The following is a 15,756-nucleotide window of genomic DNA, read 5'->3' as shown; positions in this document are numbered from 1 at the left end:
CAATGCCCATGACCGACGAGCAGAAGCTGCACTTTGAGGCCGTGCATCTGATCCTGACGGGCCTCTTCACCGAGGCGCGCGAGGCCTACCGCAACGAGCTCCGGGCCGACAGGGAGTTGCTCCAGAACCGGGCCGCGGCGGGTTTCGCTGTTGTGGAGGATCACGACCTGATCAAGATCAAGCGGAAGGCGTCGGGCAAGCTGCCGGATAGAAAGTTCCTATACGTCGGTTCGCCCAAGCATACGCGTGATCCGATAACCGGCATCTGGCTCAGGTGGGACTTCGAGCAGACGCCGTACGAGTTCAGGCTATTCCTCGGCCACTGGTCGAAGGTGGAAGAGGACCGAAGTTTCGTTGCGTTCAGGTTCGATGCGCCGGAGGTGGGAGAGGATCACAATTTTTTCCATTGCCAACCATGCCGTAATTTCGGCGATCGCGATCCGGTGCCCAAGGCGGCTCTCGTTTCCGAACATTTTCCGACGGTGCCGCTGCTCGCTTCAGACATCGTCGAGCTGACAATATGCGCGGTGAAAGCCCTCAAGGGCCAGAAGGACGCCAAGTCCTTCCTGAGCGGGCTAATTCGAGATTCTGGATCCGCGAGCAATCGAGCGCTCGGCGACGCGTATGTGCGGCACTTCAACATCAAGCCGACTGTAGTGCTCGCCGCCGAGCCTAGAGGGTAGCTTAGGCTCGCTCTACCGCCGCAGCTTCGATCTCGGCGAATATGTCCGCCCGACGCTGCGCGCCCTCGTCGAGGCGACGCAGGAGACCGCCTCCTTCTACATTCGCGACGGCGACCAGCGCATCTGCCTCTACCGGCTGAATTCGCCGCGCTCGGCCCGCCACCATCTCGACGAGGGCGTACGCCTGCCGCTCATCCGGGCAGTGATGTGGCCCTCACCGGAGGCTTACTGATCTTTTAACGTGGCGACGATGAAGGCCTCGCCAACAAATGGTGTATCGCCCGCGTTGGGCACCGAAAATGCTTAAATGACGGGTTTCCGATGCCGCAACGCAGCGGAAAAAACCTTCACGCTGTCGGTTACGGAACCGCAAGCCTCGCGCCGCGCGTGCCGCTGACAACAACAGCTAAGACGCCGAACAAGGTGAGAACGCCGAGGATGACGCTTGGCAGAACGAGTAGCCACGTCTGGCTGGGGTCGAGTCCATATAGCGCGTATGGAAAAGGAAAAATGCCAGGAAAAAGCAGGGCGATGGTGCCGCCGAATTCGCAGGCGCTCAGAAACCACAGACTGGACAAGGCGATGCGCTGAAAGGCCGTGAGCGCGTAACTCGATTTTTCGCGAGTCACAAACCAGATGGCCCACGTATAGAACGCGTCCACCACGATGAAGAGAACGCCGAAGAGAAATGAGCCCGCTGTGACAAGGAATGCACGTTGTCCAATTTCACTCAAATCAAGACCACCTTTGTCGACAGCCTGATACAGCGCGATTGGGCTGATATAGAAGGCGGCGCTGAATCCGACCACGCCGGCAACCAGGACTAGCGCCTCTTCAGCAATAAATTGCCGCCGGCTCGAAAAGCCCATTGCGTGTCGCGTGGCGATCCGCAAATGCTGTGACGACATCAGAGAAGCTATCAGGATTACGATAACGCCTGCGCTCACCCAACCCGTTATGGTTGACGAGGCGAAGGAGACGAGCGGATCGGAAAGATTGAGCTTGGCCAATCTTTCGTATGCTATCTCGAAATCGGTATAGATGTCGGTGACGACATCGACCAAAAAGCCGCAGATGAAGGCGATTGAGAACGCTTCGCTGGCATTGACGCGGAGCAACCTGGTCGGATTGTGCAAATAGGCCCGCCGTTGGGCGCGGCTCGGATGATGACGCATCAGCGTCGCCAGCCAGCTCGAATCCGTCTCATTCTCAAACATCGCTTCGGGCGGAACTTTTGCATTTGTCAGCTGTTGCGCTGCAACGTCGGCATAATGCTCACGACTTCGAAGTGCACCTGTGTAATATAGGTGGGCGACAAAGATAAATCCAAATAAAGCGATAAGAGCTCCGACAGTATCTTTTGCAATCTCAAATACGTCGACGACGGCAGTGGACCGAATAATGAGTGGGATATTGACGAACGTCAGGATTGTCGCAGCCATCATCGTAATAACGATCGACCAGTAGAGCGACCATGAAAGATATCCGATATCGATGTCCCCGTGACGCAGATGGGATATCTCGTGCGCGATTAAAAATTCCGCTTTCTCCGGCTCGATGCGAGCCACTTGCTTTAAGCCTCCGCCAAATACAACAGCCCGATGGCCTGGAAAACCATAAGCGAGGCCAGTCTGGGACGAACGTTTGCCTATCCGAAAACGCACTGGGCCAACCGCGGCCTCGTCTGCGACGCCTGCGCAAATTCTTGCAAGCTGGCTGTTTGGCTTGATAGGCTGCGACGGTCCCAGCCAGCGGCGAACATGCCAGTTTTGCATGCTGTAAAGAGTGATCCAACCTCCGAAAAAGAGAATGATGTAAGCTAGCGCCTGTTTGTAAAAATAGGACATCCAAAGCAAAAGCCAAATCGGCAGAACCGTGGCTGCAACGATATTGGGTGTCGATGTCCGTGACCCGCACGCAACCCAGAGCGTGACCGTAAGCCCGTAAATGACGAGCGCTACAAACTGTTCCCGTGTGCTTGAGTGAAGCGAGCCGAAATCGACGGTTTTACGCAGCTTCATCGCCCACAGCCCTAGGGTTGGAGTGCGGTCATTAAGCACTCCTTCACACGCAAACGTGTTGCTGCTTTGATGCGCTTTTGCGTCAGGCTACGGTCAACCTCGGCAAGAAGATGGGTGATTTGCTCGGCGCTGAGCGCAACTGGGGGTGGGATTTTCACTGGTTGCTTGGTGATTATGGAGGCGATCCAGCGCTCCAGCTTTGGTTTGAGTTCCTTCTTGAGAACATCCTTCGTGATGTCCTTAGCCGTCTGGGCCGCGGCAACAAGCAGATAAGCGACAACCTTCTTGGCGACGTCGTAGAGCGCATAGGAGACGATTTCCATAATCTCGCTGCCAAAACCGAGCGGGTGATCGCTATCGCCCGCGTCGGCCTCTTCCAGGTGATCGTCGACAATCTCGTCGAAGTGTGGCGCTTCCTTTGGCGCGACCACCATGGTGAGCTGTTTGCCAAGCTCACGCACAAGCGCCTCGTCACTCTGCTCGATCATTTGCTTCCCCCATCAGCGGTGATGACTACATCATGGGGTCTGCGCCAAGTAAATCTCGCCGTTTGCTGTCTGTCGAAGTCGATCAACGCATCACCCCGCGCAAGGTGGCCTACGCCGGACGCGTACGCCGGGGTTGTCGCGGGCAGCGCAGAAGATTTCAGTCTGGTCGAGCCGGCGGCTGGGCGGAAGGTCAGCCTCTGGTCGACGCAATCCGTTCCAGAACCACCGGTTAGGGGGTCGTCTTGCGACCCCGCACCCTGCGAGGAGCGGCAGCGAGGCCGCCTATTCTCTGATCTCCAGGAAGGCATTCGGAATTCTTACGTTGTTCTGCTTGGGGAAATCATCGCCAAGCGCCGATCTGATTCCATCGATGAGTGCAATCACACGCTGTCGACTTTCTTCAAACGACATGTCGCTCGACGCATCTTTCAGATTTTCCGAAAGATTTATGCACCCGACGCTCATGATATAGCCCGCGGCGCAGTGAATAAGTATTCCTGATCGCTTCTGAGTATCATCAACCCTTATCGCAGGCCATGGGCGGCGTTTCAAACCACCTTCCGCGTCGTACCCGATAGTTTTGTACTTATTACTCGCGCCGGCATGCGTGGATAACGGATAAATTCCGACCTCTATGGAGCGGTCTTTGGTGTCGCCCATCTTGGAATTGTCACCGGGACCTCCCCGCTCAACAGCGACTCCCGACAGCCCTTGTATGGGCTTCTTATCAAAGAAAGCCTGGTAATATCCGATTGTCCGAGCAAAGGTTTTGCCTTGCCGAATTTCCTCTCTTTGCCGATCAACACATATTACAAATCCATCGTTAGTCGGAAGATTTAGTTTAATGGGTAGATCTTTTACCTTTCCAGGCAGCGGTCCCGTATACTGAATAACGAGGGTGACAAGGCCATCGTCCTGATCGAACCAATCAACATCTGCCCCGCTATCCAGATAGAACTTCTTCTCCTCCTCGGCTTGTGCAGGCGTAAGGCTATATAGCTCCAAGCTCTCTTGCTCAGGGACTCCGGCTTGCCCGGGGGCACTGCCTTGGACATTCGCCTTGCGCGCGGCAGCCATCACCTCACAGGCGTCGCCATACCGGGCCGCGGCTCGATCTAGATGATCCCGCGTAACGGACAGGTGCCAAGGGTTCGATGAGCTTTGAGCCAATCGCCCCCTGTTGTAGCAGGCCGCGACCAATATCGGATCAAACTTGGTGCCATGGGCCTTTACGTTGGCCGCGATCTGCGCCGCCCCGAGCCAGATGCTGAGCCTGCCTTCATACAGAGGATGAAGGGATGGCGGCGCCGTCGGGCGGGCGGGGTAGATCGGGATTGTAACGTTCTTCCACTCTTTCGGCAGGAGCGGACTCTCCAGCCTTGCCCGCGCTGTTGAACCCAGGGTTTGCATGGGCCCCGCACTGTAGTCGTTGATGGAGGGCTCCCATCGGAAAGTCGAAGGCCCGGTGAAGCCAGAGGCGCGGTAGATGTCCGCCTCCGTCGCAATCGTCATCAATATCAGCTCGGGCGGAAGTTTGTGCGTGGCGCAGGCTTCATGTATTTCGGTGCCGTACAGGTCCAAGATCGTCTGACACGTGATTGGAGTTTTCGGCGTCCGAAGAGGACCTCCTGCCTCATCCAGAAATACGCCCCTGGCATCATGTTTCCAGCTCTGACCGCCATATATGTTGTGCCAATCGGACGTGTCCGGTTCAGGCAACGCGCTCCAGTCCAACATCTTCATCTCCAGTTTTCATGGGATCTGAGCATCTTTTATTATTTTCAGCAGGACCAATCTGGCTTCTTTGTACCTGTCGGCGCGAATTACCGTTAGAAGCTTGTCTTTCAATGAGGGGTCTATCTTTTCGAGCGCGCCCCTCATTTGCTCGCGCCTGTCGACGCGTATCTTGCCCGCGGGCCCGGGCATCAAGTAGCGTGTCAGCTGCAGGCAGATATCATCACCCTTGCACCGCTGTTCCGCTGTCGGATTTTGAGTAAAAGTCTCGCGCCCAGAGGGGCGCGGCCTCACCTCGCCATAGACACCTGTTTGCCTTGCGAGATCGCGAGTTGCGCTGACCGTTTCCAGCGTGAAGAAGGAGCCTTCCCCTTGACGAACCGGCACCGCAGAAACGGCCCCGATCTGGCGCGTGATCTCCGCTTCGATCCTGGGAGGCAGGCACAGGTCGAGATAGCGTTGGATCATGTAATACGCAGCTTCGGGCGAATTGATCAGGTCCCGCTTGTCTGCCGCAGCATCGCGAAACGTCGATTGCAGTTGGACAACGAAATTCTGGGTCACCGCCGGCGGCAATTGGTACAGGTAGGTGCCCGCGAGGAGGTCCGTGGTGTTGACCCCCAGACCAATGGCTTGTGCGAGTACGGCCAGGCTAACAGAAGACGCTCCTGTAACGCCCATGATTGCCGATGCAGTTTGACCGGCAGCGAGAATGCCGGATTTGAACTGCTCACGGTTGCGATTCAGGAAAAACAGTTGATGAAAATAGGAGCGGCACTGATCGTCGACGAAATTGAAACCAGCCTTCGCCACGAAGTACCAGTCTTTTGGCGGCAGCGATATGTATTCCGCGTTTGAACTGACCGCTAGCCCGGCGTCTCTGGCAAATGCCACCAAGATAGTTGATTTGTTTTCGGAAGACCTGGCGACAAGCGAGGCGTCGATAATTGGCGACATGCCTCGCCTCTGATCAAGGTCGGTGCATGCGGCCAAATTGCACAAAGCTATCGCGTAGAGAGCTCCGCGAAAGATCGGATGCATCGCGTATTCCTTACCATGCTCAACTGGAACTCTCACGAAACTGGAAGGCGACCTGCTTCGACGCCTCTGAATTCCCGCCTCAACCTACGGGCGCGCTGGCGGCGGCGGCTCCTCCAGCAGGGCCGTCAAATCCTTATCGTCGTCGGGGATGCTCTCTAGATCGTCGTCCTTTGAGCCTTCTGGCTTCCAGAGAGATCGCAACCATTTCTTGGAGCTGGGGTCGATAGCCAGGGCTTGCTTGACTTCGTCAACGACGGACTGTCGAGCCGCCTCCGCATCGTCCTTTTTCCCCTCTTTGCCGGCCCATTTGTGAAGTTGGCCGTACGCGCAAGCGAGCCAGACATGGAGGTTCAGGCTTTTGTTTGCTGCCGGGTCACCCGCCAGGCTTTTCCCGATTTCCAAAGCACGCTGGGCACCTTCCTTGGTGTCGACGTACAGAGCGGCGAGCATCCCCGTTTCGGAATTGGGCACGGACCTCAGCAAGCGGTCAGCCAGATCGAAATCACCGCGCGCGGCGTAGATTTTCCCGAGCGCCTCTTTGTACTTTACCTCGCCGGGGTCCGAGAGTTTGGCCTGCTGCAGCGCCACCGCGGCTGCGTCGAGGTCACCACTACGAGCTTGAGCCGCGCCCCACGCCGCCAGCTGACGCGCAGACGACAGCTTGAAGATCGGAATTCTGAGCAGCGCGGTATCTGCGGTTGTCACTTCCTCGCTCTTCGACGGCAGGATGCTCTTTCCCGAGACTTCCAGCAGCAGCTGATCCGCGGCCAGCGAGATTTCAACGGCGAAATCATCGGCCCCCTCGAGGCCATCGAGCAGCTTTGTCAGCGCCGTCCGCGTCGCGATGTACCCCAGCCAGAAGCCACCGCAGAATGCGTACATGAAAACGGACAGGGCCAGCAGCTGACCCGAATCTTTCCACGCAAACCCATAGTGATTGAGGGCGCCTGAAGCGCGCCAGATATAGCCCGGAACAAGGTACAATTGGGTCAGGCCAACGCCGATGAGCGTCTTTGTGAGCCAATCGGAAACGTCTTCCAGGTTCGTATTGACGCGGGTTCCCTGCGGGGCTGCGACCGTAGCCGTCCCGCTATTTGCTTGCGGTTGCGGCGATTGCGCACGCGCGAGTGTCCTCGGAATTCCGAATAGCAAGCCGAGGAGCCAGCCACTAATGGAGCACGCTCCGAACAGCAGAAGGCCGAATGAAAAAACCCTGATCCCCGTTGTCCAGCCGCCCGACGCAAGTGCGGCCAAAGCTGCCAGGAAGATGCAGGCTGCCCCCAGCAGGAAGAAGTAAATCGCAAACCAATCAGCCACGGCCGCGAATTCGCGCGTGCGAATTGCCTGTGTGAAAATACCCGCCTTCATTGCCCCGCCCCCACAGGATAGGCTATCGGCCGTACTCTGCAGCAAGTCAGACAGAGAGTCTATTGGCATTACGTTAGATCATTTCGATATTTTTCCTGGACATTATTGAAACCTGACACAATTATGACCCATTACCGCCGTAAATAATCGAAATATTCGTGCCGATGATTTTCGCTTTCGATTGCGCATCCGAAATCAGGCCGCACGCACGAGCGATATCAATCTGGGGTTGTACAAGTTGAACGCCACTCATTCGCCCTTCCAGATGTCCTAATTTTTGGATGGTTGCTGGCCTGGGCGGCGTTGAAATTGACATTTGCTGTTGAAGTAGCTCGCAAGCCTCACACATTACATCACCACCCTCTTCACAAGGCGGCCTTCCGTGATGCGCCTCTTCACTCCTCACCCCACACTACTGCCTTGACTCTTAGTCACCCAAACCAGAGGTTGCGCCAGCAGCCGTCAAATTTCAGTGGGTGTGGTCATGTCGTTTTTCATGCTGGACATGGGAAGCAAGATCTACGGCGATTGCCTGCTCGTCCATCGTGCCGGGAAAATCATTCTGATCGATGGCGGGCATCCAGGTGATGAGAAGCCGAGGGGGGCAAGCGAACCCTCCATTCCGGATCAACTCAAAATAATTTTTGGGAAGAACGCACCGTTCGATATCGATCTGCTTATCGTTACGCATTGCCATCTCGACCATATCGGCTGCCTGCCGCAACTCGTGGCAGATGGAACCATCAGGGTCCGCACGGCTTTACTCGCAGATCCCGATCTGGGTATGCCGCGATCGCATGTCGATAGCTCCGTCGACGCAGTCACCAATGCGCTCGTACGCGGCTTGCGCGAAGAGTCACGAGCCGAGCTTCCGCCGGACGAACTCCGGCAATTTCTAGCGGACGCCGCAACGATTGAGGATCTCTACCGCGAGATGCTGCGTTCGCTTGCAGCGTCCGGTGCCAGAGTGATTAAGTACACAGGTCTAACTGCAGAAATCAAAGCTCTAGAGGCGGAATTTGCGACGTTCAGCCTCCAGGTGCTCGGACCGACGAAAGCCCATCTGGAACTCTGTCGCGACGCGATTCTGGCCTCAGACAAGAGCGCGAGCGACGCGATAACGCAATTGCGCAACACTGATCTGGTCAGTGGGCTCGACTCAACACAGCTTTATCGGCTCCTTGCGGCCGGGCCGACCGGACCGGTGAACTTCTCCGACGATCTGCAAAGCTTCATGGATGCTGGCGGCAATGGCGCCGCGATCAACAATCAGAGCATCGTGCTGAAGATCGTCGACGGAAATTCCATGCTCCTCACCGGCGACATGCAGTTGGAGGCAGCAGGCGTAGGTGGGCTCTCCCAGGAGATGACAGCGCTTCTCAAGGTGATCAAATCGGCTGGCCCCTACAAGTTCGTCAAGGCTCCTCATCACGCCGCTTCCAATGGGATGGGTGAGAAGCTCCTGAAAATTTTGGGTGCTGTCGATACCATCGGGATTAGCACTGGCCGACAGGATCCCGGCCACCCTCACCCCAAAGTTCTCGCGTTGCTCCAGGCGCGGAAGGAGGAGCTTTCCTGGGTACGAACTGACAAGAACGGGCTTGTGCAGGTCGTCATGGACAACGACGAGGTTCGAGTGCGCGTTACCAGTGGCAAGCTCGACGACGCAAGCCTGAACGCCCGTGACGATGGCATCCCCGGAGCGACAGTCGAGCCCCCCGGTCAGCCACCACAATCCCCCGTATTGCCGCCTAGATCATCAACGGCCCCGGAGCCGCCGCGTCCTTTGACGCCGCAAGTGCAATCCTCAATGGCTGAGCCCGGCATCGTGGAAGTCACTGCGAAGATCCCCGCTCATCTCTCCCGCGTGACAATCACTGTCGAAATTGGCTCATTTCAGCCGACTACAACGCCGGTGCCGCCGAGACAGCTCGCTAACGATCATGAGCCTGACTTCGCGTTGCCGGATCGGCTGCCTCGCCTGATGTTCGTGACCAATTCACAGCGGCTCGGCCAAAACATCGGTTCGGCTGCAACCGGAGCGACCATCGCAGCTGCTCGTCAAGCGGGACACAATATCGTCGACTTGGCCGACGGTTCCTCCCCTGGCGCGGACGCTGTCCGCCGCAAGCTTGTCCTAGCTCCCGAAACGGCGGGCGTCGTCATCGTCGGAGGATATGACGTTGTCCCGGCAGAGAGATACGACACACTGCCGCCTGGGCTGAGAGCCCGCGTCTCGCAGCGAGCCCTCAACAGCGAGCCGGATAATTTCATCGTATGGAGCGATCAGATTTACGGGGACAGTGACGGAGACGGATTGGCAAATGTTCCCGTCTCGCGAGTTCCGGATGGAGGGTCAGCTGACTTGGTACGTGTCGCTCTGACCGCGCCTCAGCTGGAGCGAACCGGTGGCCCGTTTGGAATCCGCAACGCTCATCGGCCGTTTGCCGATCGCATTTTCCAAGAACATCTTCGTGCAGATCCGCCTATGTATCGCTCCCAGCCGGTCGCTCACCAGACGCTTAGCCAACGCGAGCTCGATGCGGACATGATTTACGTCATGCTGCACGGATCCGACGGAGATGCGTCACGGTTTTGGGGAGAAGATGAAAACAGCGGCATGCTCGAAGCCATGCATGTCGGACAGATCCCAAATCCATGCGGCGCGACGATCTTCTCTGGCTGCTGCTGGGGCGCCTTGACGGTTCGGGATAGGGCTTCTCGCTTCCGTGATAGAGATACGATGCGGCCGCTGCAGCCGCGGGATTCGCTGGCTCTGAGTTTTCTAGCCGCGGGAGCGCGAGCGTTCGTCGGTTGCACCGGCGCACATTACTCCCCACTTGATGGGGACATGGATTATTTCGGTGCGCCAATGCACGATGCGTTCTGGAAATATCTGAAGCAGGGACAAGCGCCGTCGAAAGCGCTACATTCAGCCAAGGTCGACTACCTTGCGAACATGCCTCACAGGAGAACTGTGGTTGAGGAACAGGCTATCGAGCACAAGATCCTAAGGCAGTTCACCTGTCTGGGCTTGGGCTGGTAAACTGGAAGGTCGGAGGACCAAATGAGCGACGATCCGATAAAGGCATTTAAGGACGCGATGCCGGGTTGGGAAATCGTGCCCGATGGGGCAAAGAAAGGCGAAGCGCCCGCCGCACAGGCCGGGACGCGCGTCGATCGTGTCGCCGGCGAGGATTCGTTCGTACGCGATCGCTACTTCGGCGTGGCTCCGGATGTCTTTATCGGCGCGGACCCGTTTTTCTCGACGGCTTCCGGTGGCGGTCTCATCGCAGACGAAAGCACGCATTCCGAGTTTATACGCGCGACGAAGAAGGGCTCGCAGGACAGCCTCATCGGCGAAAAAACCTTCATCGTCACGAAAAATAAGATTGTCGGATCCCAGGGCTGAAACTTGGTTCAGCACCCGCGCGCTTGAGCTGCCGCTTACTTCGGCCATGGCCTAGCGATTTGGCACCCGGACGGCTGTCTTTTCAATATCGCCGCCACCTCACCTCGTCACCGGCCGAAAGCGCCGGAGTTCCGCTCGTCCTTAACCCGCTTTTTCGTGGTCGGGCCGGCTACGGTCGTCGAGGATGAAACGCGCCCGGATGGTTCCGTAAATGAACGTGTGATCGACGATCAGTTCGCGTCGGTCAGCTGAGCGAAAATTTCGGGATCGGTAGGGACTGTGGTGGCGGAGCATCCTTCGCGATGTAAGAGCGAGCTGCGACGTCCATCATCAACCAGCCCCAGTTGATGAGACGCGCCTGCTCCTCCTCCGAGAAAGGATTGAGACGCGTGCGCATCCCCGAGAGCAATGCGATCATGCCGGGATCGACCTTGATCGCTTGCGCCGCAGGGTACTTGTGCGGAAAGCTGTCGATGCCCGCGTAAACCGGCGTCCGCGCCCTTTCCGCACACTCCGCGAAAAGCAATCTTTTCCGTAGAGCCCTGGCTTGATCCGTAGCGATATCGAGCGCGCGCATAGCCTGCTTGGGCCAAAAACTGCTCGCCTCCTGCTTCGCACTGAATGGTGCGCCGGCGTCGCTGACAATGATAGTGGCAAAGTCATCGACCGTTTCAAGCCCGAGATTGTCGTATGCGCCGCCGTCGGTGAGCGAAAGATGTCGGTTGAAGGCCGCCTTGCCGTGATTGAACGCGCCGTCGAGCTTTGTCCAAGCGGATGGGTCGACCTCAAGGGTGACTGGAGAAAGGACGGGAGGAAATGCGCTCGATGCGGCAACCGCGACAGCCAGTCGAACATTTGGGTTTGGAATCTCGCCAAGTGTATACTCGGCCAACCGCACCTTCTGGAGCCGGACCAAGCGGCCGGTCTGGAGATTGGTCGCGTTGAAAACGAACTGCGGCCTGTCCGGAAGGTCTCGGAGCGAGACGCCCTTGAACAGCGCCTCGTAGGCCTTGATCAGCCTATCGCCGATTGTCACTCCAGGCAGGAGCGCTCCCCAAGCAACCGCGGGGACATCCGTCGAGCGAGAGCAAAAGGCGCGGATTGGCGCGACAACCTCGGCTTCCAGGTTGGTGATGACCCCGTTTGTTACGTTGAGCTGAGGCCAGGCAGCCGCGAGCATTCCGCTTGTGATCGATCCGCCAGACACACTGGATATGCGGGAAATTTGCGTCAGGAGCCCGAGCTCATTGAGACGCGTCAATGCACCTGCATGATACAGTGCGGCTCGATTTCCGCCACCTGACAAAGCAAGCGCAGTACTATTTCGATCGACGGTATGTTTTCCAGTTTCAGCATTCATGGCGCCCCCAGCCACAGCTTCGACCACAATCCCCATGCAGAAGCAGCAGCGACGCACCCATCGCAGCTACTTCGTAGGGTTCATTTTTTACGAGACTTGCACAATCCTTGGTAGAGATCGAGCCCTTTCCAGTACAAATTGGCCACTTACGTTACCTACCGCCCGAGGCTCCATTTTGGACAGCTGAACGCTTCAGACGCAATCCGAACTCCTTACGCCTCGCCGTCACGCGGCAGCCTTCATCTGGACGCGACGCCAGTTCCAGGGGAGCAACTCGCCGAGGCGGCTCTGCGGCGTGTCGGCGATGCGGGCGAGGAGGTCGGCGAGCCAGGCCTGTGGATCGATGTCGTTGAGCTTGGCGGTGCCGATCAGGCTGTAGATGACGGCGGCCCGCTCGGCACCGCGATCCGATCCGGCGAAGAGCCAGGCCTTGCGGCCGAGGGCCAGCCCTCTCAGGCTCCGTTCGGCGGCATTGTTCGTTAGACAGACTCGGCCATCATCGAGGAAGCGGGCGAAGCCATCCCAGCGCCGAAGCATGTAGTCCATGGCCTGAGCGACGGGAGCGTGCCGCGAGAGCTTTGCACGATGCTCGCGCATCCAGGCTTCGAGATCGGCGACGAGCGAAGCGCTGCGCTCCCGGCGAACGGCCAGCCGAAGCTTCGGAAAGTAGAAGTGAAACTGACACTCGATCAGTTTTTTGGCTTCTATAAGCGCTTCGCCATCACTCTCACACGCAGTGGACTGGAATTGAGGGACCGCGAGGTTGAGATCGAAGAATAGAAGCCGGAATCATGCGCGGTCGGCTTCGCAAGCCTGACCAGCTCCGCCGCCCGCGCTCAGCGGATCAGGCGCGCAGATCCCGTAAAATGGCATGGATATCGGCATCGGGATCATCGGGCCGCGATGGCGGGATAGGCTGCGCCTGCGCGTTTCGCTTGATCCATTCATACTTGTCCAGTTTCTCGCGCACGTCGCGGAGGAGGCCGGACATTTCAGGACGCTCCCAGAAGTTCGGCATATCAACGACGAAGTAGCCCTGATCCCGCGATTCCAGCAGCGCTGTATGCCACGGCTCTGCGGATCGGGTCTTGCGGTCGCGTCGCCATGTTGTGACGTTGCGGCTCGCGATAAGTCAGGAGCGGAGCGTCCAGAATCAGGAAGCCTGGAAAGGACAAGACGTAGCCCGAACTACAATGGGAGGCCCGAGCCGAGACGAGCGCAGTCGATCGAAAGGCGTCTCAGATCGGGTCAGATATAGAAATTTGCGAGAGCCTCCCAATCCTCCAGCGACGTTTTGTTCGTGGGGCTCTCATTGGGATCATTCGCGATCGCGCGGTAGTGAATTTCTTGGTCGCTGGGCCAGAGTTTCTTGAGAATTTCCCAATTCTCCGCCTGACGGAACTCAAACTGCCAGCGACGGTGGAGACGCAAGGGCTGGCTCCTTGGATCGAGGCCTTCCAGCTTGCGTCCCGGGCACCATGGAAAATTTGGTCGGGGCACAGCATCGAGAGCTTGCCGAACGAGCTCTTGTTCGCCAGCCTGGTCGATCGTGGACAGGTCAACTGTAGGGAATGGCTTATTCGCGATCGCAAGCGTTGAGGCCGCCAACGACGATATGGAACTGACGTCCCGAACGATGCCAAACAGCTCGACCGGCGGCGTGCCTGGGACCAATTCAAACGCCAGCTCTTCCGCGAACGCCTCTACTCTTTCGATACCTTCGACAACGCTGCCATTTCTGGTGAGCGGAAAGGTGGTTGCCGCTTGCCACAATGAAGGTTGAGTTTCGATCCGCAACCTCCATTGGTGCTTTTTGGTCGGCTCGATGACCCAGGCGGGTTGCGGCACTTCAACCCAAACCGTGTTGCCGCAAATCAGAAATGCGCGTGCGTACCACTCCTGAGCTTGTCGGCTTCGTTGGGCAGGCTTGTCTAAATCAATCCTTTTCGGCGCCCCGTGTTCGAAGAGCGGAGGGCAATAGCCGAACTCCATCGCGCTTTGATCAGAAAAGCGAGGCGAACGAACATAGTAGGGGCGGGGGAAATCTCGTAGCGCCCAATGCCAGTAAGTAGTGCCCAGGCGGTATTTGAACGGTGCATCCCTCACCGCTCGACGCCCGAATTCAGGCGGCGACAATGCCAGACGATTTGGATCGGCTATTTGACGATAAAGCCGCCCTTCGTAACTGCACGTGACGTCGTCATTGATATCGTTGGGCGTCCGAATCAGGGGGATGATTGGCCCATCGACAACTCGAATGTCGACCTCGACATTGCTCCGGTAAACCTCCTGCCAGTCCCGCCTCCCGCCACGTCGCCGGAAGTCGTACTCGTGCGCATAGGGGAGCGTGAGTCGGATGTGTCGATCGGTAGGCATTCGAAGGGGCCGCTAACATGGGGGCTTCAAGTATCACTTTCGTTGTTCCCAGAGTGTAAACGCACGAAAATTGGTAGTCGTTGGAAATGAGAGCTGCGGGCTCGGGAATGGAAAAGTCTACGACATGTTACACGAGATTTTTCTTGCTTCGATCGTCTATCCAAATGCCTCAAAAGATAGAGTGGGTTCGATACGTTGAATCCGACAAGTCCGAACGAGGTTTCGACCCGGCTAGCCAGTGTTGCCCATTGAACACCTTGCCAGGTTCGCCGGGAGAGGTTGATTCCAGAGAATAACTATATAAAACAACGCGTTATAGAAGGTGAGTTTTGTGACGTTTGGGATTGTACATGGACGAGTTCGCGCGCAGTTATCACAACTTGCTTTTTCGGTAGCGCAATTTGTTACATGAAAAGTACTTTACATGCGCCCGTCCATTTGATATGAATTGAAAATGACGGGTGGCCATTCGAGGGGTTTGAAACATGCCGCAGGACATCGCCGAGGCCGGCCCGACGGCAACGGAAGCCGGGAACCAGTTCCATCTGGACGAGGATGGAGGGGTGAGTTTTCCCGTCGTCAGTGACGAGTAGCACGACGCTTTCATGGTCCAGTTGGTGAGCTGGATCGAGGCGGAAGCCGAGTAGAGTCAAAATGGCGCCGCAAGCGGGGGCTTGCGGCGCCTTGGAGAAACGCCAAATGCCGTCAGTGAGCAGATGGCTGGACGATGAAGTTTCCCTTGGGGAGCGAAAGCGCCCGCGGGGAATGGGTCAATTCAGCCAATCTGAGGTAAATGCGGCCGCTGCTGAGGATCGGAATGCGATACTCGATGGCAGTCGCTGCGACCAGAAGGCGGTTTCGGAGCTGTGGCGAAGCTTCCAGGATCGCCGCCGTTCGGGCGTCCGAAAGGTACGCCTCCTGAACCTCCATGAGCCGCGGGGTCGAAACGATGACGTGCTCCATCATTGCAACGATGCCCTCACGACGGCGGCGTAGCTGGCGGGCGAATACAGGGTCGGTCGCAGCCATCTTAAGCTCTCCGGCTGCGTCTTGGGCGAGGATCTGAGGGATCACGGGGAGATACTTCAGCTCCATCGAAGTTAGGCATTCTAGCATTCCGGAGGTCGGCTTCCGGAGGCCTCCGAGGACATCTGCATCCATCAACGAGAACACGGCATCGGAGAAGCGCAGCGGTGCGTTCGCGGCGTCGTCAAAGGACTGAAGCATGGGGAGGGCCTCCCGTATGCGAGTGATACTTGGATATGGAAAGCCT

Annotated in this window: 13 protein-coding genes and 1 pseudogene; 4 read left to right on the top strand and 10 right to left on the bottom strand. The window is 57.5% G+C overall.

The genetic code is table 11. The features are described from left to right. The first annotated feature begins 8 nt into the window (after nt 1-8). Nucleotides 9-683, top strand: coding sequence for a hypothetical protein (locus RMR04_RS24790; protein WP_311911139.1), 675 nt, complete (start codon nt 9-11; stop codon nt 681-683). A 359-nt stretch (nt 684-1,042) separates the two neighbouring features. On the opposite strand, the gene RMR04_RS24785 is transcribed toward RMR04_RS24790, so the two are convergent. The 5 genes from RMR04_RS24785 to RMR04_RS24765 form a co-directional block, all read right to left on the bottom strand. Beyond that, nucleotides 1,043-2,704, bottom strand: coding sequence for a M48 family metalloprotease (locus RMR04_RS24785; protein ID WP_311911138.1), 1,662 nt, complete (start codon nt 2,702-2,704; stop codon nt 1,043-1,045). Nucleotides 2,705-2,715: 11 nt separating this feature from the next. Further along, nucleotides 2,716-3,192 (bottom strand): hypothetical protein, encoded by a 477-nt coding sequence (locus RMR04_RS24780; protein WP_311911137.1) that lies wholly within the window; start codon nt 3,190-3,192, stop codon nt 2,716-2,718. 282 nt (nt 3,193-3,474) lie between these two features. Then, on the bottom strand, nt 3,475-4,935 hold the full coding sequence (locus tag RMR04_RS24775; protein WP_311911136.1) for a hypothetical protein: 1,461 nt from the start codon (nt 4,933-4,935) through the stop codon (nt 3,475-3,477). 9 nt (nt 4,936-4,944) lie between these two features. Further along, on the bottom strand, nt 4,945-5,883 hold the full coding sequence (locus tag RMR04_RS24770) for a hypothetical protein (protein ID WP_311911135.1): 939 nt from the start codon (nt 5,881-5,883) through the stop codon (nt 4,945-4,947). A 168-nt stretch (nt 5,884-6,051) separates the two neighbouring features. Beyond that, entirely contained in the window at nt 6,052-7,335 is a 1,284-nt protein-coding gene (locus RMR04_RS24765) for a tetratricopeptide repeat protein (protein WP_311911134.1), read from the bottom strand. A 484-nt stretch (nt 7,336-7,819) separates the two neighbouring features. Here RMR04_RS24765 and RMR04_RS24760 point away from each other — a divergent pair, with 484 nt between their 5' ends. Both RMR04_RS24760 and RMR04_RS24755 read left to right on the top strand, forming a co-directional pair. Next, nucleotides 7,820-10,381 carry a ComEC/Rec2 family competence protein gene (locus RMR04_RS24760; protein WP_311911133.1) on the top strand — a complete coding sequence of 854 codons (2,562 nt, stop codon included), beginning with the start codon at nt 7,820-7,822 and terminating at the stop codon, nt 10,379-10,381. Between the two features lie 21 nt (nt 10,382-10,402). Continuing rightward, complete coding sequence (locus tag RMR04_RS24755) at nt 10,403-10,747, top strand: hypothetical protein (protein ID WP_311911132.1); 345 nt, start codon at nt 10,403-10,405, stop codon at nt 10,745-10,747. A 244-nt stretch (nt 10,748-10,991) separates the two neighbouring features. Here the strand turns inward: RMR04_RS24755 and RMR04_RS24750 are convergent, their stop codons facing one another. Together RMR04_RS24750 and RMR04_RS24745 are read right to left on the bottom strand one after the other, a co-directional pair. Beyond that, nucleotides 10,992-12,107 carry a patatin-like phospholipase family protein gene (locus RMR04_RS24750; protein WP_311911131.1) on the bottom strand — a complete coding sequence of 372 codons (1,116 nt, stop codon included), beginning with the start codon at nt 12,105-12,107 and terminating at the stop codon, nt 10,992-10,994. 225 nt (nt 12,108-12,332) lie between these two features. Beyond that, nucleotides 12,333-12,761, bottom strand: a pseudogene (locus RMR04_RS24745) (IS66 family transposase); the annotation flags it as partial. On the opposite strand from RMR04_RS24745, the gene RMR04_RS24740 reads away from it, so the two are divergent. After that, nucleotides 12,693-12,887 (top strand): hypothetical protein, encoded by a 195-nt coding sequence (locus RMR04_RS24740; RefSeq protein WP_311911130.1) that lies wholly within the window; start codon nt 12,693-12,695, stop codon nt 12,885-12,887. The pseudogene RMR04_RS24745 and the gene RMR04_RS24740 sit on opposite strands and share 69 nt — an antisense overlap. Nucleotides 12,888-12,951: 64 nt before the next feature. On the opposite strand, the gene RMR04_RS24735 is transcribed toward RMR04_RS24740, so the two are convergent. The 3 genes from RMR04_RS24735 to RMR04_RS24725 all read right to left on the bottom strand — a co-directional run bounded on the left by RMR04_RS24735 (nt 12,952) and on the right by RMR04_RS24725 (nt 15,710). Further along, nucleotides 12,952-13,098, bottom strand: a complete 147-nt coding sequence (locus tag RMR04_RS24735; RefSeq protein ID WP_311911129.1) for a hypothetical protein — start codon at nt 13,096-13,098, stop codon at nt 12,952-12,954. Between the two features lie 257 nt (nt 13,099-13,355). Beyond that, on the bottom strand, nt 13,356-14,483 hold the full coding sequence (locus RMR04_RS24730) for a hypothetical protein (protein WP_311911128.1): 1,128 nt from the start codon (nt 14,481-14,483) through the stop codon (nt 13,356-13,358). Between the two features lie 705 nt (nt 14,484-15,188). Continuing rightward, complete coding sequence (locus RMR04_RS24725; protein WP_311911127.1) at nt 15,189-15,710, bottom strand: hypothetical protein; 522 nt, start codon at nt 15,708-15,710, stop codon at nt 15,189-15,191. Between the last annotated feature and the right edge of the window lie 46 nt (nt 15,711-15,756).

The organism is Bosea sp. 685, from assembly GCF_031884435.1.
Classification (GTDB): domain Bacteria; phylum Pseudomonadota; class Alphaproteobacteria; order Rhizobiales; family Beijerinckiaceae; genus Allobosea.
This window is presented reverse-complemented; position numbering and strand designations above follow the sequence as displayed.